23 protein-coding genes are annotated in these 24,071 nt (G+C 68.0%); 11 read left to right on the forward strand and 12 right to left on the reverse strand.

Going from position 1 to position 24,071, the window contains the following annotated elements:
- Nucleotides 1-23: 23 nt before the first annotated feature.
- Nucleotides 24-737, forward strand: coding sequence for a prolyl hydroxylase family protein (locus GRI99_RS17250; protein ID WP_160773305.1), 714 nt, complete (start codon nucleotides 24-26; stop codon nucleotides 735-737).
- A gap of 74 nt (nucleotides 738-811) precedes the next feature.
- On the opposite strand, the gene GRI99_RS17255 is transcribed toward GRI99_RS17250, so the two are convergent.
- From GRI99_RS17255 to ruvA, 4 genes are all read right to left on the reverse strand, one after another.
- Nucleotides 812-1,924: a PEP-CTERM sorting domain-containing protein gene (locus GRI99_RS17255; protein ID WP_160773306.1), complete on the reverse strand. Its 1,113-nt coding sequence runs from the start codon at nucleotides 1,922-1,924 to the stop codon at nucleotides 812-814.
- A 241-nt stretch (nucleotides 1,925-2,165) separates the two neighbouring features.
- Entirely contained in the window at nucleotides 2,166-3,218 is a 1,053-nt protein-coding gene (ruvB, locus tag GRI99_RS17260) for a Holliday junction branch migration DNA helicase RuvB (protein WP_160773307.1), read from the reverse strand.
- A complete protein-coding gene (locus tag GRI99_RS17265) occupies nucleotides 3,215-3,673 on the reverse strand; it encodes a hypothetical protein (protein WP_160773308.1) in 459 nt (152 codons plus the stop codon). The genes ruvB and GRI99_RS17265 overlap by 4 nt, the downstream gene beginning before the upstream one ends.
- The gene (gene ruvA, locus GRI99_RS17270) at nucleotides 3,673-4,275 is read right to left on the reverse strand and encodes a Holliday junction branch migration protein RuvA (RefSeq protein WP_160773309.1); all 603 of its coding nucleotides are present in this window, start codon (nucleotides 4,273-4,275) and stop codon (nucleotides 3,673-3,675) included. Before ruvA ends, GRI99_RS17265 begins: the two co-directional genes overlap by 1 nt.
- An 80-nt stretch (nucleotides 4,276-4,355) precedes the next feature.
- Between ruvA and aroC the strand changes: the two genes are divergently transcribed.
- Nucleotides 4,356-5,423, forward strand: a complete 1,068-nt coding sequence (gene aroC, locus GRI99_RS17275; protein WP_160773310.1) for a chorismate synthase — start codon at nucleotides 4,356-4,358, stop codon at nucleotides 5,421-5,423.
- A 1-nt stretch (nucleotide 5,424) separates the two neighbouring features.
- Here aroC and GRI99_RS17280 read toward each other — a convergent pair whose 3' ends face one another.
- Nucleotides 5,425-6,159 carry a hypothetical protein gene (locus GRI99_RS17280; protein WP_160773311.1) on the reverse strand — a complete coding sequence of 245 codons (735 nt, stop codon included), beginning with the start codon at nucleotides 6,157-6,159 and terminating at the stop codon, nucleotides 5,425-5,427.
- A gap of 186 nt (nucleotides 6,160-6,345) precedes the next feature.
- Here GRI99_RS17280 and ahpC point away from each other — a divergent pair, with 186 nt between their 5' ends.
- The 3 genes from ahpC (at nucleotide 6,346) to katG (ending at nucleotide 11,046) form a co-directional block, all read left to right on the forward strand.
- Nucleotides 6,346-6,909 (forward strand): alkyl hydroperoxide reductase subunit C, encoded by a 564-nt coding sequence (gene ahpC / locus GRI99_RS17285; protein WP_160773312.1) that lies wholly within the window; start codon nucleotides 6,346-6,348, stop codon nucleotides 6,907-6,909.
- A 130-nt stretch (nucleotides 6,910-7,039) separates the two neighbouring features.
- A complete protein-coding gene (ahpF, locus tag GRI99_RS17290) occupies nucleotides 7,040-8,635 on the forward strand; it encodes an alkyl hydroperoxide reductase subunit F (protein WP_160773313.1) in 1,596 nt (531 codons plus the stop codon).
- Nucleotides 8,636-8,847: 212 nt separating this feature from the next.
- Complete coding sequence (katG, locus tag GRI99_RS17295) at nucleotides 8,848-11,046, forward strand: catalase/peroxidase HPI (RefSeq protein WP_160773314.1); 2,199 nt, start codon at nucleotides 8,848-8,850, stop codon at nucleotides 11,044-11,046.
- Between the two features lie 93 nt (nucleotides 11,047-11,139).
- On the opposite strand, the gene GRI99_RS17300 is transcribed toward katG, so the two are convergent.
- From GRI99_RS17300 to GRI99_RS17310, 3 genes are read right to left on the reverse strand one after another with little or no spacing between them, the layout of a single operon-like run.
- On the reverse strand, nucleotides 11,140-11,715 hold the full coding sequence (locus GRI99_RS17300; RefSeq protein WP_160773315.1) for a Smr/MutS family protein: 576 nt from the start codon (nucleotides 11,713-11,715) through the stop codon (nucleotides 11,140-11,142).
- Nucleotides 11,712-12,923, reverse strand: a complete 1,212-nt coding sequence (gene mltA, locus GRI99_RS17305; protein WP_160773316.1) for a murein transglycosylase A — start codon at nucleotides 12,921-12,923, stop codon at nucleotides 11,712-11,714. Before mltA ends, GRI99_RS17300 begins: the two co-directional genes overlap by 4 nt.
- A gap of 39 nt (nucleotides 12,924-12,962) precedes the next feature.
- Entirely contained in the window at nucleotides 12,963-13,622 is a 660-nt protein-coding gene (locus GRI99_RS17310; RefSeq protein WP_160773317.1) for a Tim44/TimA family putative adaptor protein, read from the reverse strand.
- 297 nt (nucleotides 13,623-13,919) lie between these two features.
- Here GRI99_RS17310 and secB point away from each other — a divergent pair, with 297 nt between their 5' ends.
- The 5 genes from secB to GRI99_RS17335 all read left to right on the forward strand — a co-directional run bounded on the left by secB (nucleotide 13,920) and on the right by GRI99_RS17335 (nucleotide 19,028).
- Entirely contained in the window at nucleotides 13,920-14,444 is a 525-nt protein-coding gene (gene secB / locus GRI99_RS17315; RefSeq protein ID WP_160773318.1) for a protein-export chaperone SecB, read from the forward strand.
- A gap of 45 nt (nucleotides 14,445-14,489) precedes the next feature.
- On the forward strand, nucleotides 14,490-16,055 hold the full coding sequence (murJ, locus tag GRI99_RS17320) for a murein biosynthesis integral membrane protein MurJ (protein ID WP_160773319.1): 1,566 nt from the start codon (nucleotides 14,490-14,492) through the stop codon (nucleotides 16,053-16,055).
- Nucleotides 16,056-16,060: 5 nt separating this feature from the next.
- The gene (gene trpS, locus GRI99_RS17325) at nucleotides 16,061-17,095 is read left to right on the forward strand and encodes a tryptophan--tRNA ligase (RefSeq protein WP_160773320.1); all 1,035 of its coding nucleotides are present in this window, start codon (nucleotides 16,061-16,063) and stop codon (nucleotides 17,093-17,095) included.
- A gap of 173 nt (nucleotides 17,096-17,268) precedes the next feature.
- Entirely contained in the window at nucleotides 17,269-17,973 is a 705-nt protein-coding gene (locus GRI99_RS17330; RefSeq protein ID WP_160773321.1) for a DUF4136 domain-containing protein, read from the forward strand.
- Between the two features lie 104 nt (nucleotides 17,974-18,077).
- The gene (locus GRI99_RS17335; protein WP_160773322.1) at nucleotides 18,078-19,028 is read left to right on the forward strand and encodes an alpha/beta hydrolase fold domain-containing protein; all 951 of its coding nucleotides are present in this window, start codon (nucleotides 18,078-18,080) and stop codon (nucleotides 19,026-19,028) included.
- A 3-nt stretch (nucleotides 19,029-19,031) separates the two neighbouring features.
- Here GRI99_RS17335 and GRI99_RS17340 read toward each other — a convergent pair whose 3' ends face one another.
- The gene (locus tag GRI99_RS17340; protein WP_160773323.1) at nucleotides 19,032-20,036 is read right to left on the reverse strand and encodes a winged helix-turn-helix domain-containing protein; all 1,005 of its coding nucleotides are present in this window, start codon (nucleotides 20,034-20,036) and stop codon (nucleotides 19,032-19,034) included.
- 121 nt (nucleotides 20,037-20,157) lie between these two features.
- Between GRI99_RS17340 and GRI99_RS17345 the strand changes: the two genes are divergently transcribed.
- Complete coding sequence (locus tag GRI99_RS17345; RefSeq protein WP_160773324.1) at nucleotides 20,158-20,727, forward strand: DUF2244 domain-containing protein; 570 nt, start codon at nucleotides 20,158-20,160, stop codon at nucleotides 20,725-20,727.
- On the opposite strand, the gene dut is transcribed toward GRI99_RS17345, so the two are convergent.
- The 3 genes from dut to GRI99_RS17360 all read right to left on the reverse strand — a co-directional run bounded on the left by dut (nucleotide 20,701) and on the right by GRI99_RS17360 (nucleotide 24,061).
- Nucleotides 20,701-21,171 (reverse strand): dUTP diphosphatase, encoded by a 471-nt coding sequence (gene dut / locus GRI99_RS17350; RefSeq protein ID WP_160773325.1) that lies wholly within the window; start codon nucleotides 21,169-21,171, stop codon nucleotides 20,701-20,703. The two genes, GRI99_RS17345 and dut, sit on opposite strands and share 27 nt — an antisense overlap.
- Nucleotides 21,164-22,855, reverse strand: coding sequence for a bifunctional phosphopantothenoylcysteine decarboxylase/phosphopantothenate synthase (locus tag GRI99_RS17355; RefSeq protein WP_160773326.1), 1,692 nt, complete (start codon nucleotides 22,853-22,855; stop codon nucleotides 21,164-21,166). Before GRI99_RS17355 ends, dut begins: the two co-directional genes overlap by 8 nt.
- An 87-nt stretch (nucleotides 22,856-22,942) precedes the next feature.
- Nucleotides 22,943-24,061: a hypothetical protein gene (locus GRI99_RS17360; protein ID WP_160773327.1), complete on the reverse strand. Its 1,119-nt coding sequence runs from the start codon at nucleotides 24,059-24,061 to the stop codon at nucleotides 22,943-22,945.
- Between the last annotated feature and the right edge of the window lie 10 nt (nucleotides 24,062-24,071).

A 24,071-nucleotide genomic window follows, 5' to 3' on the forward strand; every position in this document is an offset into this window, starting at 1 on the left:
CCCGCCCCATCACCTAGGCGGCCATGGCCAGCACCCCGCCCCCCTTCATCATCGGCCGCCCCGGCGTCGACCCGATGGCCGATCCTGTGAAACTGGCCCGCGCCGGGCGCGTCGTGGCCGAAAGGCTGCGCGCCACGCCGGGCGTACTTGCGCCAGGTGGCAGCAAGGCGGACCTGTTCGTGCTGCCCGGCTTTCTCGATCCCGCCGAATGCGCCCGGCTGGTGCAGGTGGTGGACAGCCGCATCGGCCCTTCCGAACTGTTCAAGGGCACCGAGATCGACGGCTTCCGCACCAGCTCCACCCACTATTTCGACAATGGCGATCCTGAGATCGACGCGCTGCAGAAGCGCATCTGCGCCGCGCTGGGCCTGAGCCAGGCCCACGCCGAAGTGATGCAGGGCCAGCGCTACCTGCCCGGCCAGCAGTACAAACATCACTACGACTATTTCACCGCAAGCCAGGCCTACTGGCAGCAGGAACGGCGGCGCGGCGGGCAGCGGACCTGGACGGCAATGGTGATCCTGGGCGTGCCCGATGGCGGTGGCGAGACCGACTTTGCCAGCATTCCCGCCTGCATCGCGCCGCAGCCGGGCGCGCTGGTGACGTGGAACAACATGGACCCGGCGGGCCACCCCAACCCGCTGACGCTGCACGCCGGCATGCCGGTGCTGGCCGGGCGCAAGCACGTGATCACCCAGTGGTTCCGGCAGGAGGAATGGTCGCTCCACCTGCGCTGAGCGGAACGGCCCAGACAGAAAAGGCGGCCCGCGATGGACCGCCTTTCCTCACCAAATATCGGTTCTGACGCGGCTCAGGCCGCCTTCTTCGCATCCTTGCGGCGGCGGCGGCGCAGGGCCAGCGCGCCCAAGCCCAGGCCGAACAGGCCCAGCATCCCCGGCTCCGGCACGTCCACGCCCGAGGTGGTGCCCGAAGACCCGCTGGTCGACGAGCTGGAGCTGGACGAGGAGGAGCTGGACGAGGACGACGAGCTGGAGCTGCTCGACGAACCCGACGAGGAGCCGCTGGACGAGGAGGAGCCGGACGAGGAGGACGAAGACGAGCTGCTGCCGGTCGACGAGCTGCCGGTGGACGAGGTGACGTTGCCCGAGGAACAGCACCCGCCCGACGACGAGCTGGAGCTCGACGAGGAGGAGCTGGACGACGAGCTCGACGAACTGGACGACGAGCTGCTGGCGTTGTTGCCCGAGCTGGAGGTCACATTGCCCGAGCTGGTCGAGACATTGCCCGACGAACTGGACACGTTGCCGGTGCTCGACGTGACATTGCCCGAGGTGCTGGTGCTGGTGATGCCGCCGGTGCTGGTCGACACACCGCCCGTGGTGGTGCTGGTGGACGAGCCGCCGCTGCCGCCTGAGCTGGTCGAGGTGGACGAGCCGGTGGTGGAGTTGTCGATATCGATATCGATGTTGATGCCCGACGTAGTGCCGCTGGTGGTGCCACTGGTGCCCGAGGTGCTCGACGAGCCCGAGGTCGTGGTGGTGGTCGACAGGTCGATGTTGGCCGAACCGCCGCCGCCGCTGCCGCCGAAGAAGCCGCCGAAGAAGCCCCCGCCGAAACCGCCGCCGAAACCGCCCGAACCGCCGATCACGATCGGCTGGCCGCCGCCGCCACCGCTGATGCGCGAGCCCTGTTCCGGCAGCGGAAGGGCTGGCAGCGGCAGGGCCATCACTTCGGGTTCCGGCTCCACCTCGATCACGCGGCGGATGCGGCGCGTTTCGCGGCGCGGCTCGCGCTCGATGACGCGGCGTGCCACGCGGCGCTCCTTCACGTCGACCAGTTGCGGGCGGTTCTTGTAGTCCACGGTTGCCGCCTGCGGCTCGGCCACGTGCACCGCACCACCGGCCAGCAGCGCCGTACCAGCGGCGGCTGCCGACAACTTTGCGAGGGCCAATCTAATCGACATGCGCTGTCTCTCTTCCGCAATTCCCTGCAAACCCGTGGGGTCCAATGCCGACCGTGGGGTTCTTCCAAGCCTGCAAAAAGCGCGTCACATGCCGCAACGGCAATGGTGAACGGGCCTGCAGAGCCACGGAATCGGCGATATTATGCGGGCAATCCGGCACTTGGCGCCGCATTGTCCCACAATGGAACCGAACGGCGGCTTTTGCCTGACAAAGGTTAAGGCCCGATTGGCCTGCTACCGGTCACTTGCCGGAGTCGAACAGGCCCTTTTGCGCCGGAAAGGGCGATTCGCCCGGCAGGGTAGCGGGCGGATTCAGGCCCAGATGCGCCCAGCCGCGATCGTTCAGGCAGCGCCCGCGGGCGGTGCGGGCGATCAGGCCAAGCTGGATCAGGTAGGGCTCGATCACCTCTTCCACCGTGTCGCGCGGTTCGGACAGGCCGGCGGCCAGTGTTTCCACCCCCACCGGGCCGCCCTTGTAGATATCGGCGATCATGTGGAGGTAGCGCCGGTCCATCGCATCAAGGCCCAGCGCGTCGATCTCCAGCCGGGTCAGCGCGGCATCGGCCACGCGTGCATCCACTTCGCCCGCGCCCGCCACATGGGCAAAGTCGCGCACGCGGCGCAGCAGGCGGCCGGCCACGCGCGGCGTGCCCCGGCTGCGGCGGGCCACCTCGCGCGCGCCCGCGGGATTCATCTCAAGGCCCAGCAGCCGCGCGGCGCGGGTGACCACCTGCAGCAGCTCGTCCTCGGTATAGAATTGCAGCCGCACGGGGATGCCGAAGCGGTCACGCAGCGGCGTGGTCAGCAGCCCCTGCCGCGTGGTTGCGCCCACCAGCGTGAAGGGCGGCAGGTCGATGCGGACCGAGCGGGCCGACGGCCCCTCGCCGATGATCAGGTCCAGCGCACGGTCTTCCATCGCCGGGTAGAGCACTTCCTCGACCACGGGGTTGAGGCGGTGGATTTCGTCAATGAACAGCACGTCATGCGGTTCAAGGTTGGTCAGCAGCGCCGCCAGGTCGCCCGCCTTGGCGATGACGGGGCCGCTGGTGGCGCGGAAGCCCACGCCCAGTTCCCTGGCCACGATCTGCGCCAGCGTGGTCTTGCCCAGCCCCGGCGGGCCGAAGAACAGCACATGATCCATCGCCTCGCCCCGGCCCTTCGCCGCCTCGATAAACACCCGCAGGTTCTCGCGCGCCGAGGCCTGGCCGACGAATTCGGCGAGGCTTTTCGGGCGCAAGGCCGCGTCAGGGTCCTCGGGGAGGCGCTGGGGGGTGAGGTCAGGGTTGGTGGTCATCCGACCGAATACCCCACATCCTTCAACCGGGATGATGCAGCCGCCAATACTGGCGCATCAAACTTTTCGGGAAACTGCAATGCAATCGCTTCGAAAGACAAGTGGAGCATTTCCCGCTCTTGCAGCATCCTGAAGCCTTCAGAAGCCGGCCCCTGCACAAGATCAGCAACGCACTGTGTTACGCCCTGTCGTCCGATCTTCTGACGCGTTCTCGACAGGAGGATGGTCTTTCCCCGCTCCTGCTTGAGCACGTCTTCGAGAGCAAATATTGATTGCCAGACGGCGTATTCGATGGTCCCCGGCTGTTCTCCAGGGAGAATGCTGTAGAGCTTCAATCGTGCAGCCTGCGCTAGCTCGGGGACGTTCCTTTCGTCAGCATTCTTCGCAATCTGCCGAAGCTTCTTGGGGTCGCCGCAAGTAGAGACGAATTGCAGCATCTTCTGAACTTGGTCCATCACCCCGCCGCCCTCTTCAACGCCACCCGGATCACGTCGCCCTCGGCTGCACCCTCGCCCAGTTCCTCCACCGCGCGGGCCACGGCTTGCGCCGCCACGGCAGGCTTGAAGCCAAGGTTCTGCAGGGCGGAAACGGCATCGGCGTTCGCCCCGCCCCTCGGCACGGGCACCGCGCCCGGCAGTGAACTGCCACCCGGCAACGCCCCGGCCTTGTCCTTCAACTCGTTGACGATCCGCCCGGCCAGCTTCGGGCCCACGCCGTTGGCCCGCGCCACGGTGGCGGCATCGCCGCGGGCGCAGGCATCGCGCAGGTCATCGGTGGACAGGGCCGAGAGGATCGCCAGCCCCACCTTGGACCCCACGCCCTGCACCTGCGTCAGCAGGCGAAACCAGTCCCGCTCCCCCGCCGTGGCAAAGCCCAGCAGGCGCATGTCGTTCTCGCTCACCTGCAGGTCGGTGTAGAGGCGGCAGGCTTCCCCACGCTCGCCCAGGCTGGCCAGCGTGCGCGCGGAACAGTGGACGAGGTAGCCGACGCCGCCCACGTCGATCACCGCCCAATCCTCGCCCGTTTCGTCGAGCAGCCCCGTCAGCTTCGCGATCATGCTTTGTTCCTGCCTGATTGCGCCCGCGTTGGCTAGAGCAATATGGACACTTGCCCACTCTTGCGCCAAGCAGCGGGCCCATGAGCATGAACACCTTTGGCCGCGTTTTCCGCTTCACCACCTGGGGGGAGAGCCACGGCCCTGCCCTGGGCGCGGTGGTGGATGGCTGCCCGCCGCGGCTGGCGCTCAGCGAAACCGGCATCCAGCCGTGGCTGGACAAGCGCCGCCCCGGCACCAGCAAGTTCACCACCCAGCGCAACGAGCCGGACCAGGTGCGCATCCTTTCCGGTGTATTCGAGGGCCAGACCACCGGCACGCCGATCAGCCTGATGATCGAGAATACCGACCAGCGCAGCAAGGACTATGGCGAGATTGCCAAGGCCTATCGCCCCGGCCATGCCGACTACGCCTATGACGCGAAGTACGGCCATCGCGACTATCGCGGCGGCGGGCGCTCATCGGCGCGCGAAACGGCGGCGCGGGTGGCGGCAGGCGCAGTGGCGCGGCTGGTGATCCCGGAAGTGACCATAACCGGCTATGTCAGCCAGATCGGCGATGACCGGATCGACATGGCCAATTTCGATGCCGCCGAAATCGGCAACAACCCGTTCTTCTGCCCTGATGCCGCCGCAGCCGAACGCTGGGCCAAGCTGGTGGACGAGGTGCGGCTGGCCGGATCATCGGTGGGCGCGGTGGTGGAATGCGTGGCCAGTGGTGTTCCCGCCGGCTGGGGCGCGCCGCTCTATGCCAAGCTGGATGCCGACCTGGCCAGTGCCATGATGGGCATCAACGCGGTGAAGGGCGTTGAGATCGGCGAAGGCTTTGCCGCCGCCACCTTGCGCGGGGAAGACAATGCCGACGAGATGCGACCCGGTGCCGAAGGGCCGCAGTTCCTGGCCAACCATGCGGGCGGCATCGCCGGGGGCATCTCCACCGGCCAGCCGGTGGTGTGCCGGGTGGCCTTCAAGCCCACCAGTTCCATCCTGATCGAACGGCAGACGATCAACTCTGCCGGCGAGGCGGTGGACCTGCGCACCAAGGGCCGCCATGACCCCTGCGTGGGCATCCGCGGCGTGCCGGTGGTGGAAGCGATGATGGCGCTGGTGCTGGCCGATCACAAGCTGCTGCACCGCGCGCAGGTGGGCTAAATCAGCGGTAATGCACCAGGCCCAGGATCGCGCCTGACAGGCTCTCGAACCAGGCGCTGCCGACCACGGTTTCCTGCACCGCGCCCTGCACGAAAATCCACGCCGCGCCAGCGATTGACCAGCGGTTGATCGCGCCCGTCGCCCGCTTCTCCTGCCACAGCAGCGCCGCGGCCATGGTCCACAGCGTCAGGTACAGCCAGAAGGCGGGCACCGGATCGTCCAGCCCCAGCGCATTGGCCCAGAAGCGGTTCACACCCGGGGGGATCACCGGCAGCATGGCATACATCACCATGCGCTTGTGAACCTGCGGGGCACGTGCCCGGTGGCGGATCGCCACGGTGAACATCCAGGTGAAGCCCGCGAAGGCCAGCAGGCCCAGGTAAAGCCCATCCGTCCCGCCCGGCCTTCCCGCCGCCCAGCCCTTGTTGCTGGCGATAAGCTGCATCGACAAGCCCATCAGCATGATCGCGGCGGCATGGGCCACGCCCCACATGCCGAGGGAGCGGTGCAGCTTCACGTTCCCCGCGCTGACCAGCCCGGTCTGGACCAGCAACAGCAGCATCCACGAAATAAACACCAGCCCGTGCAGGTGGACGATCGGCGGCGCGGGCGGGAAGTCGCCCCGCAGCGCCGGGATGGCCGAATGGATGCCGAACCCGGCAAAGACGAAGAAGCACATCGCCAGCACCAGCCAGAAGAAGAACGTTGGCCGGAAGCGGCGCGGCGTATCGGTCATGGCTCGCCCCCTCCCCCAAGGGCTCCGCGGCAGATTAGCGGGCGCCTTGCGGCTGTCCACCACGCTTCGCCGCATAATCGCCCCAGTCGATCAAACCAATCGCAACTTGTCGCTTTATCGCAGCAAAAAGGCCTCTATCTGGGCAGCACCGAACATCCGGGGCAACCACACAAGGAGACGCATTTCATGGGTATCATCGGCAGCAAGCTGCAGCCGTTCTCGGCCACCTCGTTCAAGGATGGCAAGTTCGTCGACATCACCGAGGCCGACGCACTGGGCAAGTGGGCCGTGTGGTTCTTCTATCCGGCGGACTTCACCTTCGTCTGCCCGACCGAGCTGGAAGACCTGGCCGACAGCTATGCCGACCTGCAGGCAATGGGCGTGGAAGTGTTCGCCGTGTCGACCGACACCCACTTCAGCCACAAGGCCTGGCACGATACCTCGCCGGCCATCGGCAAGATCAAGTACCACATGGTGGGCGACCAGAACCACACCCTGTCCCTGGCGTTCAACAACCTGCGCGATGGCGTGGGCCTGGCCGACCGCGGCACCTTCGTGACCGATCCCGAAGGCGTGCTGCAGCTGGTGGAAGTGACCCCCGAAGGCGTGGGCCGCAACGCTGCCGAACTGGTGCGCAAGATCAAGGCCGCCAAGTACTGGCAGGAGCACCCCGGCCAGGTGTGCCCGGCCAAGTGGGAAGAGGGCAGCGAAACCCTTGCCCCGTCGATTGACCTCGTCGGCAAGATCTAAGCCCGACGCGACAGACTAACCGAGAAACCCGTCCCCCCAGACGGGTCGCACGAACGGTCCGGGGTTCTTCCATCCCCCACCCCCCCGGAAGGCCCCGGGCCGTTTTTGCCTTTTTCCGAAGGAATCCGCCATGCTCGATGCCACGATGACCCAGCAACTGAAGCAATACCTGGAGCTGCTGCGCGAGCCGATCGAGCTGGTGGCGAGCCTGGACGACTCCAAGCGCTCGGCCGAAACCCGCGAGCTGCTGGGCGAGATTGCCGCGCTGAGCGACAAGGTTTCCGCCAGCTTCGATGGCGCCGACGCCCGCAAGCCCAGCTTCGTGATCCGCCGCGCCAGCGATGCGGCCAAGTGGGTGCGCTTTGCCGGCCTGCCGATGGGGCACGAATTCACCAGCCTGGTGCTGGCCCTGCTGTGGGCCGGCGGCCACCCGCCCAAGGTGGAGCAGGCCGTGCTGGACCAGATCGCCGCGCTGGAAGGCGCCTACCAGTTCGAGATGTACTTCAGCCTGTCGTGCCACAACTGCCCGGACGTGGTGCAGGCGCTGACGCTGATGGCGCTCAACAACCCGCGCATCGAGGCAACGCTGATCGAGGGCGGCACCTTCCAGGCGGAGGTGGATGCCCGCAACGTGATGGCCGTGCCCGCCACCTTCCTCAATGGCGAGATGTTCGCCAGCGGCAAGATGAGCGTGGAGGAAGTCCTCGCCAAGCTGGATGGCAATGCCAGCGCCCGCGCGGCGGCCAAGCTGGCGGAGAAGGAACCGTTCGAAGTGCTGGTGGTGGGCGGCGGCCCGGCCGGCGCGGCGGCGGCAATCTATACCGCGCGCAAGGGTTTCAGCACCGGCATCGCGGCCGAGCGGCTGGGCGGCCAGGTGCTCGATACCATGGGTATCGAGAACTTCATCTCCGTACCCTATACCGAAGGCCCCAAGCTGGCGGCGCAACTGGAAGCCCACGTTGGCGAATACGACATCGACGTGATGAAGCTGGCCACCGCCACCCGGTTGATCCCGGCCACCGAGGCCGGCGGCTATCACACGGTGGAGTTCGACAACGGCGCCACCCTGAAAGGCCGCAGCGTGGTCATCTCCACCGGCGCGCGCTGGCGCAACCTGGGCGTGCCGGGCGAGTTCGAATACCGCAACCGGGGCGTGGCCTATTGCCCGCACTGCGATGGCCCGCTGTTCAAGGGCAAGCGCGTGGCGGTGATCGGCGGCGGCAACTCCGGCGTGGAAGCGGCGATCGACCTGGCGGGCATCGTGGGCCACGTGACGCTGATCGAGTTCGACCACCAGTTGCGGGCGGACGAGGTGCTGCAGAGGAAGCTGCGCTCGATGCCCAATGTCACGATCATCGTCTCGGCCCAGACCACCGAGGTAACCGGAGATGGCGAGCGGGTTTCGGGGCTGGTCTACAAGGACCGCACCAACGACAGCGTCCACACGGTGGAGCTGGAGGGCGTGTTCGTGCAGATCGGGCTGGTACCCAACACCGAGTGGCTGAAGGACAGCGGCATCGCCCTGTCGAAGCACGGCGAGGTGGAGATCGACCACAAGGCCGCCACGTCGCTCCCCGGCGTGTTCGCGGCGGGGGACTGTACCACGGTGCCCTACAAGCAGATCATCGTGGCGATGGGCGAAGGCAGCAAAGCGGCCCTCAGCGCTTTCGACTACCTGATCCGCACCCCCGCGCCCGTGGTGGCGGAGGCGGCGCAGGCTGCCTGAGCCTGTCCGTTTCCCGGAGCGACTGCGGCCCCGCATCCAGCCCGGAAGCGGGGCCGTTGTGCGTTTGCGGACAGTCATCGGAATAAGCGCGAAATCCGATCAATGATTGCCATTTAATCGGTTGGACCCATCACTCCGCAAGGCGCATTCTCTCCTCAGACAGCGCGATTCCTCCCTTCAGGTCGCGCGCAAAGCAGAGAGGAGATTTTCCCATGGATGCCAAGACCGGTTCGATTTCGGGCGGCTGCCCCGTTCCCCACGATGGGGCGTCACGCGCCCTGCTGGGCCGCACCAACCGCGACTGGTGGCCGGAGATGCTGGCGGTGGACATCCTCCAGCCAAATGGCCCCGCCAACCCGCTGGGTGCGGACTTCGACTATGCCGAGGCGTTCAACGCGCTCGATTACAACGCCCTGAAGGCTGACCTCCACGCGCTGATGACCGACAGCCAGCCCTGGTGGCCGGCAGACTATGGCCACTATGGCCCGTTCTTCATCCGCATGGCCTGGCACGCCGCCGGCACCTATCGCACCGGTGACGGGCGCGGCGGCGCGAACAGCGGCCAGCAGCGCTTTGCCCCGCTCGATTCCTGGCCGGATAACGGCAACCTCGACAAGGCCCGCCGCCTGCTCTGGCCGATCAAGCAGAAGTACGGGGCCAACATCTCGTGGGCCGACCTGTTCATCCTGGCGGGCAACGTGGCCATCGAGAGCATGGGCGGCCCGGTGTTCGGCTTCGGCGGTGGCCGCGCCGACGTGTTCGAGCCGGAGAAGGACATCTACTGGGGCACCGAGGACCAGTGGGTCAACGAAGGCGTGCAGACGCGCCTCGATCCCACCAAGGAAATGAACGACATCGACGGGCCGCTGGCGGCGATCCAGATGGGGCTGATCTACGTCAACCCCGAAGGCCCCGGCGGCAACCCGCACGACGATGCCGGCATGGCGCGCGACCTGCGCGAGACCTTCCGCCGCATGGCGATGGATGACGAGGAGATCGTGGCGCTGACCGCCGGCGGCCACACCTTCGGCAAAGCCCACGGCAACGGCGATGCCAGCCTGCTGGGCGCGGCCCCCGCGGGCGGCGACCTGGCGGCGCAAGGGTTCGGCTGGGTCTCCAGCCACGAAAGTGGCGGCATCGGCGAGCACACGGTGACCAGCGGCATCGAGGGTTCGTGGACCAACGTGCCCAACAAGTGGACGCACAACTACTTCCGCCTGCTGCTCGACTATGACTACGAGCTGGTGAAGAGCCCCGCCGGCGCACACCAGTGGCAGCCGATCAACCAGAAGCCGGAAGACATGGCCCCCGCCGCGTGGGACGCCAGCATCAAGGTGCCCACCATGATGACCACGGCCGACATGGCGATGAAGCGCGATCCCGGCTTCCGCGCCATCAGCGAACGGTTCCGCAATGACCATGCCGCGTTCGAGGACGCCTTCGCCCGCGCCTGGTTCAAGCTGACCCACCGCGACATGGGGCCCAAGATCCGCTACCTCGGCCCGGAAGTCCCGGCTGAAGACCTGATCTGGCAGGACCCGGTGCCTGCCGGGACCATGCCGTCGGACGCGCTGGTTACGCAAGTGAAGGCGAAGATCCGCGCCAGCGGCCTCACCGTCAGCCAGTTGGTCAAGGTGGCCTGGGCGTCGGCCAGCACCTATCGCAAGAGCGACCACCGCGGCGGTGCCAACGGCGCGCGCATTGCCCTGGCTCCGCAGAAGGACTGGGACGTGAACGAGCCCGCCCTGCTGGCCAAGGTGATCGGCACGCTCGATGCCCTGCGCGGCGAGATGTCGCTGGCCGATGCCATCGTGCTGGGCGGCGTGGTGGGGCTGGAAATGGCCGGGGCCGGCGATGTCCCCTTCACCGGCGGGCGCGGCGATGCCACGCAGGAGCAGACCGACGTGGAAAGCTTCGACTGGCTGGAACCGGAGGCCGATGCCTTCCGCAACTACATGCCGAAGAAGCTGCGCATCAAGACCGAGGAAGCCATGCTCGACCGGGCAGCCCTGCTGGGGCTGAGCGTGCCCGAGATGACCGTGCTGGTGGGCGGCCTGCGGGTGCTGGGTGCCAACCACGGCGAGCGGGGCCATGGCCACTTCACCCACCGGTCGGGCCAGCTCACCAACGACTACTTCGTCAACCTGCTGGCCATGACCAACGTGTGGAAGGCCGTGGATGGCAGCGATGACGAGGAATACGTCGCCACCGACCGCAAGAGCGGCGGCGAGGTATGGCGCGCCACCCGGGCCGACCTGGTCTTCGGCTCCAATGCGGAACTGCGCGCCGTGGCCGAGGTCTATGCCCAGAAGGGCGGCGAGGAAAAGTTCAAGGCCGACTTCGTGAAGGCCTGGACCAAGGTGATGAACGCCGACCGGTTCGACCTGACCTACGCGAAATACCACGCGTGAGTCCGGCCAGCCAGTAAGGCGCAGCGGGCCCCTACCTGCCCTGCAGCGCCCCAGGGAGCCCCCGGCAGCGATGCCGGGGGCTTACCCTTTGGATCAGGCCCTGCGGCGGCGCAGGATCAGGTAGAGCGCGCCTTCCCCGCCGTGGCGGCGCTGCGCGGCACGCACGGCGGCGATGTCCGATCCGTGCGGGCCGGCGGCCAGCCAGTCGAGCACCTTGGCGCGGATTGCCCCGCGCTGCTCGCCCCGGTCGGCAGCGGCCACCGGGCGCGGCTTCCCGGTGATCAGCAGCACCACCCGGGCGCCCATGGCCTTGGCCTGGGTGAGTCCGTGATCCAGCCGGATATGTGCCTGCTCCAGGTTGCAGCCGTGCAGGTCCAGCGTGAAATCGGGGCTGGTTGATTGCCGCGCCAGGCGGCGTTCCCAGTGGCTGTCCAGCCCGGGCCCGGATGGCGGTGGGGCCGGAGCAGGGGGTGGCGGAGGCGGCGGAGGCACGCGGCCCTTGATCTTCTTGGGTAACGGCGGCGGGGCGGCCCCCTCGCTGGAAACCGCAGCCAGCGGGTCAGCGGCCCTTTTGGCCACGCGGGTCGGATCCAGCGGCTTCACCGTTGCCGCCACGCGTGACCACAGCGCGGCCTCTTCGGCACTGAGGCCCCGCGGCGGCTTGCTCACCGCACGCCCAGCCGGTCCAGCGTGCCGCGTGGCAGCAGCAGGGTGGCCTGGCCGCGCGCGCTCATGCCGCCCGCCACGGTCCGCGCCCGCTCGCCTGCGCCCCAGAAGGTATCGAACCGGTTGGGCCCGCGGATCGCCCCGCCGGTATCCTGCGCCACCCACAGGCCGCGCGCCTCGGGCCGGTCGGTGGAGAGGAACACCGGCGCGCCATAGGGCACGAATTTCGGGTCCACCGCCACGCTGCTTTCGGCGCGCACCGGCACGCCGATGGAGCCGATCGGGCCGATCTGCGCCTCGGGCCCGTCCAGCACGCGGAAGAACACCCAGCTGGCATTCTCGCGCATCAGCGCCGCGCCTTCGGCGGGATGCTCGCGGATGTATTGCAGGATACCCTGCATCGATCCCGAATACTGCCCCGGCCCGCTGCCAATCAGCCCGCGCTCGCGCATCAGGCCGCCGATGCCGGTATAGGAATGGCCGTTCTGCCCGGCATAGCCGATGCGGATCACCTCGCCCTCCGGCGTCAGCAGCCGGCCCGATCCCTGCACCTGCAGGAAGAAGAATTCCGCCGCGTCCGCCGCCCAGCCAATCTCCAGCCCGCGCCCCGCCAGCGCCCCGTCGGCGATCTGGGCGTGGGTATAATAATCGACGCAGCGGCCCTGCTCGTCGAACCGGCCCAGCGGGGCGCGTCCGGTGCGCTCGCGCTCAGGGATATCGTCGCGCCAGCAGCGCACCAGGTCGGGCGGCAGGGCATAGACCGGCACGGCGAAGCCCGGGCGGCGGGTGCGCGATCCGGCAATCTCGGGTTCGAAATAGCCGGTGGCATAGGCCGCCCCGTCACCCACGCGCACCGCCTCGAAATAGGTCTGGAAGAAAGCGGACGCCCGGTCGCGCGGCCAGCCCGGCGCATTGGCACAGGCAAAATTCCAGTCTGCCGGGCGGGTGAGGCCGCTTTCGTCCGGGCGGCTGGTGAGGACCGAGCAGCTCGTCTGGAAGGCGTCCAGCGCGGCGGCACTGTCACGCGGCAGCAGGCCCATGCTTTCCACCGTTGGCCCGCGCGCCACGCCCAGCAGCGCGGCGGTGGTGGCGGTGGCGGGTGACGGCGTGGGCGTGGGTCGCGGGCCGGGAATGCTGACGCAGGCGGCAAGCAGGCCCAGGCCAGCCGCCAAGGCCAGCGTCCGTGGCTGCCGAAATGCCTTGCCGATCATGTCGTTACGCTCCCCTGCCGAATAGCGGGGAGAGAACTATCAGCCTTCGTCGGTCTCGTCGACCAGCCAGGCGGGATCGTTGCTGGTAACCCGGCGGCTGAAAGTCCACACGTCGCGGCTTTCCACCGCATCGTCCAGCGAGCCGGCGACCATGTTGCCATCGGCGTCGCGGGTGAGCGCGGCGATATCGGACACGAAGCTGACCGCAATGCGCGCGGTCTGGCCGTTCAGTTCGGCAGCGTGGATCGACACGTCCTCGATCCGGATCAGGCGGTTTTCCAGCACGTGGCCGGCAGCCTCACGCTCGGCAATCGCGGCGTCGAAGCCCTGGTACACGTCATCGTCGCACAGCTCGCGCAGCGTCTCGCGGTCGCCACGCCAGAAGGCTTCCAGCACCATGCCATAGGCGCCACGCGCGCCTTCCATGAAGCCGATCAGGTCAAACCGCCGGTCAGCCCCGGCGATATCGCGCAGGCCGCGCTCGATCGCGGGCGAGAAACCGCTGATCGCTCGCTCGTTGCGCGGCGCTTCCTGCAGGCCGGCTGCGGCGGGCTGGGCTACCGGCTGCTTGTCATCCCCGCGCTCGTAACCGCCGGGGACGATCTCCTCCTCATGCTCGGCGCGGCGGCCCAGCACGGAATAGAGCCGCATGCCTAGGAAGGCGGCGACCATGGCGAGGATGACGATTTCATAAATCACAGGCAATTCCCGATTCGCCTGGCCGGACAGGAAGCTGGCCGGTTTCGGCTTCAGACATGAATGTGGCCCAGATAGGCCCGAATTACAAATGGACAACGGTCCATGGGGCAAACTGGGTCCGCGACCGTCCCGAAAGTGCAACATATCGCGCTAACAGGGGCTGAACGCCACCCTCGCGTCGGGCCCCGTTGCTACGCCCGCGCCCCGGTGCTAGGCGCACCGGCCTGATTACCCAGCCAACCGGCGCAAGGCGGACCCGGTCCGCCCACGCCCCCAGTGACACGAAGAGAGCGATCCATGGCCGAAGAAGGCACCACCCCCGAAGCGACTCCTGCCCAGGCCGTGAACGGCGCCGACAACCTGCCGGTTGCCGGCCTGCTGAGCCAGTACGTGAAGGACCTCTCGGTCGAAAACCCCCACGCACCTGACAGCTTCGGCTGGAATTCGCAGCCGCAGATGGACGTGCAGTTCAACATCGGGGCGAAGAAGATCAGCGACGAGGTGAGCGAGGTCGAGCTGAAGGTGACCTGCACCGCCAAGGCCGAACAGGGCGTGGCCTATATCGTGGACCTGGCCTTCTGCGGCCTGGTGGGTATGCGCAACATGCCGGAAGACCAGATGCACGCCTTCACCTATGCCGAAGCGCCGCGCATCCTGTTCCCCTTCGCCCGCCGCATCGTGGCCGATGCCGTGCGCGATGCCGGCTTTGCCCCGCTGCTGCTTGATCCGATCGACTTCAACGGCCTCTACGTGCAGCAGCTGGCCGCCAAGCGGTCGGCCGACGGCACGACCGACCCGATCCAGGTCAACCCCGGCAACTGATCCTGCCGGGGCCAGAGGGCAAACCGGCATGGGTCTCGTGCGGCCATGAGTCTGGTCAAACACGTCGGCACCATCGGCGGGCTGACCATGGTCAGCCGCGTGGCCGGCATGGCGCGCGAGATGATCTTTGCCCGCGTGCTGGGCGCCAACGAGGTGACGGATGCCTGGTTCCAGGCCTTCATCATCCCCAACGTGTTCCGCCGCCTGTTTGCCGAAGGGGCCTTTTCCGCCGCCTTCGTGCCGATGTTCTCGAAGAAGCTGCACGGCGAAGGCGGGCTGGAAGCGGCCCGCAGCTTCAGCGATGACGTGCTCTCGGTGTTCCTGCCGGTGCTGCTGGCGCTGACAGCGTTGTTCGAGCTCGCCATGCCGGGGGTGATCTGGCTGCTGGCCGACAAGCCGGTGAATCCGGCGGAGTTCGACTATTCGGTCGCCTTCGCGCGGATCATGTTCCCCTATATCCTCCTGATCAGCGTGGTCACGCTGCTGACCGGGATGCTCAACTCCGTCTCGCGGTTTGCGCCGGGGGCGAGCTTTCCGATTATCCTCAACCTGGTGCTGATCGCCGCCCTGCTGGGGGCCGAGGCGCTGTTCACCAGCCAGGCGGCCGTGGAGGAGGTTGGCCTGGCCATTGCCCTGGCCGTGCCCGTGGCCGGGCTGGCCCAGCTGGCCTGGCTCTATTTCTGGGCGCGCCGCGCCGGGTTCCGCCCGCACATCCGCCGCCCCCGCCTGACGCCGGAGGTCAAGCGGCTGGGCATCATTGCCCTGCCTGCCGCCATCGGCGGCGGGGCCTACCAGATCAACACGCTGCTGCAGGTCTATTTCCTCAACCAGCTCGAAGGCAGCGCGGTGAGCTGGATGAACTATGCCGACCGGCTGAACCAGCTGCCGCTGGGGATCATCGGCATAGCGCTCTCCACGGCGATCCTGCCCACGCTGTCGCGCTTCATCGGCGGGGACAACCACGAAGGCGCGGTGCGCGTGCAGAGCGACGCGATCGAGCTGGGAATGCTGCTGACCCTGCCAGCCACCGTGGCGCTGGCGGTGTGCGGGATTCCCTTCGTCACCATGATCTTCCAGGGCGGCCGGTTCGATCTGGCCGATGCCGCCGCCACCGGACAGGTGCTGGCGGCGCTGGTGCTGGGCCTGCCGGCCTATGTGCTGGTGAAAGTGCTGGTGCCCAATTTCTACGCCCGCTCGGACACGCGCACCCCGGTCTATGCCGCGCTGGTGGCGCTGCTGCTGTTCGTGGGTTTCAACGTGGTCATGCTGGATACCATGGGCGCGGTGGGCGTGGCCCTGGCCAGCGCGCTGGGAGCCTGGCTCAACGCCGCCTACCTCTATGTCGTAATGGTGCACCGCGGCTACTACCGCGGAAGCTGGGCCCTGCTGGGCAGGCTTGCCCGCCAGTTGCTGGCGGCCCTGGCCATGGGCTTGGCCTTGTGGCAGGCCAATGGCCTGCTGGCCGGGTACTACTCCGCCGGCCTGTTCGAACGCCTGTTTGCCCTGCTGGTGCTGGTTATCGCATCGGTGGTGGTCTATTTCGGCGTCGCCTACCTGATTGGCGCGGTCGACCGGCAGCGCCTTGCCACCCTGACAACCAAGAAAGCCTGACAACCATGCGCGTCGTTTCCGGAATCCAGCCCACGGGCTCGCTTCACCTGGGCAATTACCTGGGCGCGATCCGCAACTGGGTGCGGATGCAGGATGGCATGGAGCCGGGTTCCCAGTGCCTGTTCTTCCTGGCTGACCTGCACGCCATCTCGATGCCGCACAACCCGGCGGAACTGCGCGCTGCCACGCTGGAGATGACCGCAGCGCTGGTGGCCTGCGGGATCGATCCCGCCCGCTCGATCCTGTTCAACCAGGCGCAGGTACCGCAGCATTCCGAACTGCAGTGGCTGCTGAACGGCACGGCCCGGATGGGCTGGCTGAACCGCATGACCCAGTGGAAGGACAAGGCCGGCAAGAACCGCGAGGGGCAGTCGGTCGCCCTGTTCACCTATCCCGTGCTGCAGGCGGCCGACGTGCTGCTGTACCAGGCCACCCACGTCCCGGTGGGCGAGGACCAGAAGCAGCACCTGGAGCTGGCGCGCGACATCGCGCAGAAGTTCAATGTGGACTATTGCGGTCTGGGCAGCGGGCTGGAGGATACCCCCGTGTTCACCCTGCCCGAGCCGATCGTGCCGCCTGAAGCGGCCCGCATCATGTCTTTGCGTGACGGCACGGCCAAGATGAGCAAGTCCGACCCCAGTGACATGAGCCGCATCAACCTGGCCGACGATGCCGATGCGATGGCGGCCAAGATCAAGAAGGCCAAGACCGATCCCGGACTGCTGCCGTCCGAATTGGCCGGACTGGCGGGGCGGCCGGAGGCGCTGAACCTGGTCTCGATCTTCGCCGCGCTGGAAGGCTCCACCCCCGATGCCGTGCTGGCCCGCTTTGCCGGCCAGGGCTTCGGCGCGTTCAAGCCGGCCATGGCGGAACTGGTGGTGGAGACGCTGGGCCCGATCCGCCAGCGCTTCGTGGAACTGAAGGAAGACCGCGAATCGCTCGATGCCATCCTGGCGCGCGGCGCAGCCCAGGCCCGCGCCATCGGTGGACCTACGCTGACCGCGGCCTACAACGCGCTGGGGCTGGTGCGCGGCGGCTGATCCGGCTGCCGTTTTCCGGGGCACTTCCCTGACAAAGAACGGTTTTCTTCCGGTCGCCATTCAAACACGGTTCAGCCCGCGCTTGCTATTGCGGCCAACATACGAAAACCTGCGCGCACGCTGGGTGCTGCCAGGCGGGGCCAGACCCCACTCGTGATTGGGAAGAAAAGACGATGTCGCATGTATCCAAGATGAGCAGGGGCGCGAAGATCCTCGCCGGCGTGGTGGCGCTGGCCGGTCTTGCTGCCTGCGCCACGCCGTTCCGCGCCGATGTGTCGCGGTTCGAAAGCCAACTCCCCGCACCCCAGGGGCAGACCTTTGCCGTGGTGGCCGACGATCCGGAACTGGCCGGTGGCCTCGAATTCGCCCAGTATGCCGACCGGGTGGAGGAACGCCTGTCCGCGCTCGGTTATCGCGAGGCCAGCTCGCCCGAGAACGCCACCCTCCTCGTCCGCTTCGATTATGGCGTGGACAACGGGCGCGAGCGGGTGCGCAGCACGGGCTATCGCGATCCGTTCTACGATCCGTGGTTCAGCTACCAGCCTGTGCTCTATCGTGACCGGCGCGGCAACGCCCGCATCGCCTATGTGCCCGGCAGCCGCTGGGGCTATGGCTTCTACGATCCGTTCTTCGACCGGGGCGGGGTGGAAAGCTACACCGTCTACACCAGTGGCGTATCGATGAAGATCGATGATCGCGCCACCGGCCAGCGCCTGTTCGAAGGCCAGGCCGAGGCGGTCAGCCGCTCGAACCGCCTGCAGTACCTGGTGCCCAACCTGGTTGAGGCGCTGTTCACCGATTTCCCGGGCAACTCGGGCGAGACGGTGCGCATCTCGATCGCCGAGGAAGACCAGCCGGTGCGGCGCAACCAGCGCTGATCCGCTTGCCGCAAGCATGATCGGGCGGGCCAGCCGAAGGGTTGGCCCGCCTTTTCTTTTGCGCACGGCTGGGGCACTCTGTGGCCACAACCAGGGAGAGACATATGCGGCATAAGGTATTGGGCGCGGCGCTGGCGCTGGTTCTGGCAGGGTGCGCGGCGACCGGGGATGGCGTCCGGACCGCCTGGCCGGGCGTTCCCGCCGACCGGGTCGAACGCATCCGTGCGCTGGGCCCCGTGATCGACGCCGCCAGCTTCGCGATCTATGCCGACATGGTCGATGCCCCGCCCTATGACGACGTCACCGTTACCGCCAACGTAGCCTTCGGGCCGGACCCCTTGCAGAAGCTGGATGTCTACACCCTCAACGCCGCGCCGGCGGGCGAGCGGCGCCCCGTGCTGCTGTTCGTCCACGGCGGCGGCTTCGTTGGCGGCAGCAAGGCGGGCAACGGCTATTACCCGCAGAACGTCACCGCCTGGGCAGCGCGCAACGGCTATGTGGGCGTGAACATGGATTACCGGCTGGCCCCTGCCGCCAAGTGGCCCGCCGGGCGCGATGACATTGCCGCCGCCATCGCCTGGGTGCGCGCCAACATCGCGCAGCATGGCGGCGATCCGGACACCGTGGTGCTGTGGGGCCATTCGGCGGGTGCCAGCCACGTGGCGGACTATGTCTCGCACACCGGCCTCCAGAGGGCGGAGGCGGCTTCGGTCAAGGGCGCGATCCTGCTCTCGCCTGCCTACCCGCCGCCGCCGGGCAACGTTACCCATCCCTATTATGGCGACGACCGGAGCCTGCAGGAGCAGAGCCTGGCGATCGACCGGCTGGGGGCCACCCGCGTGCCGCTGCTGCTGGCCTATGCCCAGCACGATCCCCAGCCCTATGTGGATTTTGCCCGCGCGGTGGAAAGCGAACTGTGCACCGCCTGGAGCCGCCGCAATTGCCCGCGCATGGTCTACCTGCCCGATCATAACCACCTGAGCGAGGGGGCCAGTGTGGGATCGGTGGACGAAAGCCTGAGCGGCCCGGTGCTGCAATGGCTGCGGGGGCTGTAAGCTTCAGCCCGCGGCCGCAGCACGGCGGGCGCGCCAGCCCTCCGCCAGCACGATTCCGCTGACGAACAGCGCGGCCTCGGCAGCGGTGGCAGCCGTGGCGGCCGGTCCGCTGGCCAGCGCGCCCACGGCCAGCCCGGATTCCGGAAAGCGGCCCTGAAGCTGGGCCAGGCTGCCACCGAGCATCCGGCCGCCGGCCAGCGCGATCAGCAGGCCGGCCAGGCCGCCTGCCAGGCTGGCCGCCAAGGCAGCGGCAACAGGTCGCAGGCGCGCGGCCAGCAGCACGGCCAACGCCACCGCCGCGCCCAGCACCAGCCCTTCGAGCAAGCCGGTAACCGGGCCGATCCTCGCCCCGGTAAGCACTGCGATCCCGTCTGTCCCCAGCAGGCGGCCCACCGCGCCTGCCACCATGCCGCCGCCAGTTCCCCCGGCAACCAGGGCAGCGGCTGACCGGGGCACCAGCATCCGCGCCAGCGCCATGCCCAGGCCCACGCCAGCACCGCCCATCACCCCCAGCGTCAGGCCGAGGCCGGCCAGCACCGGCAGCACGTTCGCCGTGCCCGAACCGGCCAGCAGGCCGTAAGCCAGCCCGCCCAGCGCGCCTGCCGCACCCCCGCCCGCAGCAGCGGCAGCGGCCAGTCCGCCTTGACGCTCCGGCTTCTGGGTGACGGCGAGCGGCGCGGCGGCGCCTGCGAAGGAAACCTCGGCCACGAAGCGATAGCCATGCTTGGGCACGGTCTCGATGAACTGCGCGGCCCCCGCTCGCTCGCCCAGGGCACGGCGCAGGGTGCGGATGCACTGGGTCAGCGCCTCGTCGGTCACCGGAATGCCACGCCAGACCTCGTCCATGAAGCGCTGCTTCGTCACCAGTTCGCCCGGATGGGCCAGCAGCAGGCCAAGGGCATCGAAATAGCGGCTGCCCAGGTCCACCGGCTGGCCCGCCCGCGTCAGGCGACGGTTCGCCGGATCGAAGGCAAAATCGCCGAAATGCAGCATGGGGGGGTTAGCCATGCCGGCAGCTATGCCACGCTGCGCGCGGTTGGGAAGCTTTTCGCCGATTGCTCAGGAATTGCTCATGCCGCTCACCACGCAAAGCGGCACACGCCGGGCCTTGCTGAACGGAGACCCGACCATGACCGACCGACCGAACAAGATGCTGACCGGCTGGCGCATCGCCGGCTGGGGCGCGCTGGCCGCGCTGCTGGCCCTGCCCGCCATCGCCATGCGGATGACACCCGAAGTGTATTGGACCGGATCGGACTTCCTGTTTGCCGGTGTCCTGCTGGGCGTGCTGGGTGCAGGCACCGAACTGGCGATCGTCGTGGGCCGGTCCGCTCCGCACAAGGTGGGCATCGCCATCGCGGTGCTGGCCCTGTTCCTGACCGTGTGGATCAACGGCGCGGTGGGGATGCTGGGCAGCGAGGACGAGCCGACCAACCTGGCCTTCATCGGCATGGCCCTGGCGGGCGTCACCGTGGGGCTGGCGTTGCGATTCCGCCCCGCCGCCATGCGCTGGGTGATGGGCGGCATCTCTGTCGGCCAGTTCGCCGTGGGCCTGGTGGCCATGCTGTGGACCATGCCGGGCCATGCGGTGGAATGGGGGGTGCTGGCCTTCTTCGCGCTTATCTGGGGTGCCTCGGCCTGGTGCTTCCGGCTGGCCGCAGCGCGCGGGCGGCTAGAGCCCCGCGTGACCGCCGGTTGAGCCAAAGCCGCCGGCCCCGCGCATCGTTTCGTCCAGTTCCTCCACCTCGTCCCACCGGGCGAGGGTGACGGGGGAGACAACCAACTGGGCGATCCGGTCACCGCGCTGGATCGGGAAGTTGTCCGGCGAATGGTTGATCAGGATCACCTTCACCTCGCCGCGATAGTCGCTGTCGACCGTGCCCGGCGTGTTGGGCACGGTAATGCCGTGCTTCAGCGCCAGGCCGGAACGGGGGCGCACCTGGATCTCGTAGCCGGGCGGAATGGCCACGGCAAAGCCGGTGGCCACCGCATGGCGGGCACCGGGCCGCAGGATCAGCTCCTCGGCGGACACCACGTCCATCCCCGCCGCGCCGGGCGTGGCATAGGCGGGCAGCGGCAGGCCGTGGCCGTGCGGCAGGCGCTTGAGGCGCACCGGCACGTGGGACAGCAGCGGATCAGCCATGCACCTTCTCCAGTTGCTCGGCGATTTCCTGCACCAGGCGCGCGGCCACCTGGTCCTTGGTCAGGTCTTCCCAGTCATCCGCCTTGCGTTCGCGGATCACGTGCACCTTGTTGCGATCGCCGCCCATCACGTCACCCGAAACATCGTTGGCCACGATCCAGTCGACGCCCTTGCTCTTGCGCTTCTTGCGGGCATTTTCGACCACGTTCTCGGTCTCGGCGGCAAAGCCGATGAGGAGATCGGGCCGCTTGGAATTGGCCGCCACCATGGCCAGGATATCGGGATTCTCGGTGAGCATGAGGGCCGGCGGGGCAGACCCGCGCTTCTTGATCTTTTCCTGCTGGTAATCGCGCGGGCGCCAGTCGGCCACGGCGGCCACCATCACCGCGCAATCGGCGGGCAGCGCTTCCTTGACCGCCCTGGCCATTTCCTCGGCGCTTTCCACGTCGATCCGGTCAACCCCCGGCGGGGTGGGCAGGTTAACGGGGCCGGAAACGAGCGTGACCCGCGCGCCCGCAGCCGCAGCTGCGGCAGCGATGGCGAAGCCCTGCTTGCCGCTGGAACGGTTGGCCAGGTAGCGCACCGGATCGATCGCCTCGTGCGTAGGGCCGGCGGTGATCAGCAGGTGCTTGCCATGCAGCGGACGATGGTCGGTGGCGGCGAATTCGGGCTGGCCCGACAGCGGATCGGCGGCAACGGCCTTGGCCATGGCGGGGGGAGGTGTGGGGGCAAGCGAGGGGGCCAGCGGAGCAACCGGCGCGGCGGCTTCCTCGCCCTCGAACGGCTGCGGCGCCGCCTGGCGGGCGTTGACCTCGTGGTTGATCGCCTCGCGGTCGGTGGGCGGGGCGGCCACGGCCTTGCCCTTGGTCGCCAGGACCGGGCCGCCCAGCGCGGGATCGGGCTCGGGCAGATCTGGTCCGCCGTCGGACAGTTCTGCCGCCTCGGGCAGGTCGTCCATGTCGATGCCCGCCTCGTCCATGTCGATGCGGTGCGGGGTGGTGCGCTGGATCAGTGAGCCGAGCAGGCTGGAAAGCGCGCCGCCTTCCGCCGCCACGCTTTCTCCGTCCTCGCCCTCGGGCACTTCGTCCTCGGCCATGCGGCGCAAGTAGGCAGCCACCTGGTCGTGCCCCGCATCGCCGGGATCGAGGCCGAGCATGTCGGCAATTTCCAGCCAGACCATCTCAGGTTCGGGCAGGCGGCCGGGGCCGAATTCGCCGCAGGCCATCTCGCCCTCGTCGGGCAGCATCACCCGCATGCCGCTGTCGGCCAGCCACTGGACGTTGCGCTGGGTCGCCTCGTGCAACCACATGCGCACGTTCATGGCCGGCACGCAGAGCACCGGCTTGTCGGTCGCCAGCAGCAGCGTGGTGGCAAGATCGTCGGCGATGCCTGCGGCCATCCTGGCCATCAGGTCCGCAGTCGCCGGGCACACCACCACCAGGTCGGCCTGGCGGGATAACTGGATATGGCCGATCTCGGCTTCGTTCTTCAGGTCCCACAGGCTGGTGTGGACCTGGTTGCCGGAGAGTGCAGCCAGCGCCATCGGGGTGACGAACTGCGCGCCCCCGTTGGTCAGCACGCAGGTGACATCGGCCCCGCCCTTGCGGATCAGGCGCACCAGTTCGCACGCCTTGTAGGCCGCGATGCCGCCCCCCACCACCAGCAGGACACGCGGGTTCGTCATCGGTTCTGCGCGGCCCTCTCGCTGGATCAGTTGCTGCAACATGGCCCTTCCCGGCACTTTACCGGAGCCTGCCATGACGCATCTTGGTTAAGATAGGCTTTTAGGCCCTTTGACTGCAACCCTCGCCAGTTCCCACAACGCACGGGGCAACAGGGCGAAGCCGATGGCATAGGCCGGCAGCACCAGCAGCACCCAGTAGTTGTTGTTGGTGCGGGCAAACAACGCCAGCATCAGGAAATAGCCTAGGAACCACAGGCTGGCGAACAGACCCAGCCTTCCCCCCAGCGCCGCCCAGCCCACCAGCGGCAGCATGGCCAGCGGCGCGGCAATCCACGGCTTGATCATCACCAGCGCGGTCAGCTTGGCCATGGCGTAGAACGGCAGGCGCGGACCGTTGAGCGCATCCCAGCCGGGGGAATCGAGATCGCCCGGCTGCACGTTGGCCGCCACCGCCTGGGCATGCAGCATCATGCCCACGGCAAACAGCGCCACCACGCCCAGCGCCGCCGCTACGCCCTTCCAGTTGCGATCGAAGGCGACAAACACCGCCCACAGCAGGATGAAGGGCAGCACCAGTTCGCGCACGGCCAGCGCCAGTGCCCCCAGCAGCAGCACCGGCCACATCTTGCCGTCTTGTCGCACCAGCGCCAGGGCGATGGCCAGCAGCAAGCCGGCAAACACCTCGTGAAACAGCATGGCGCTTTCGCGGAACAGGGTGATGCCGAAGATCGCCATCGCCACCACGGCCAGCCCCCGCTCCGCTATGGACACGCCAGCCTTGTCCAGCCGCCACAGCCACAGCGCCAGGCACACCACGAACAGCCCGCCGCTGACGATCTTGCCGCCCTGCTTGCCAAGCATGGCGGTGAGCGTGGCCAGCGTGGGCGGGCGCACGGTGACGAAGGGCTTGGTGGGATAGCGGTGCTGGCGCTGTTCATCCAGCGAGGCGACGTAGAAGCTCTCCCCTTCCGCCACCCGGCGGGTGACACGGCGATAGAGCTCCACGTCGCCGATCGAGTCCTTGGGCCGGGCCGCCACCCGCGCTTTCTCGGCCACGTCGAGCTGGCTGGTGGCGTGGACCATCCAGCCCAGCGACATCACGATCACCAGCAGGGCGGCAATCGCCCCCCAGCGCGGCAAGCGCAGGAACGGGCGGCCAAGGGCGGTCCACCAGCCCACGGGATCCTTGAGAAGGGTCGGGTTCATGAACGAGCTG

Origin of the sequence: Alteraurantiacibacter buctensis (genome assembly GCF_009827655.1) — a bacterium.
In the GTDB taxonomy this organism is placed as follows: Bacteria; Pseudomonadota; Alphaproteobacteria; order Sphingomonadales; family Sphingomonadaceae; genus Alteraurantiacibacter; species Alteraurantiacibacter buctensis.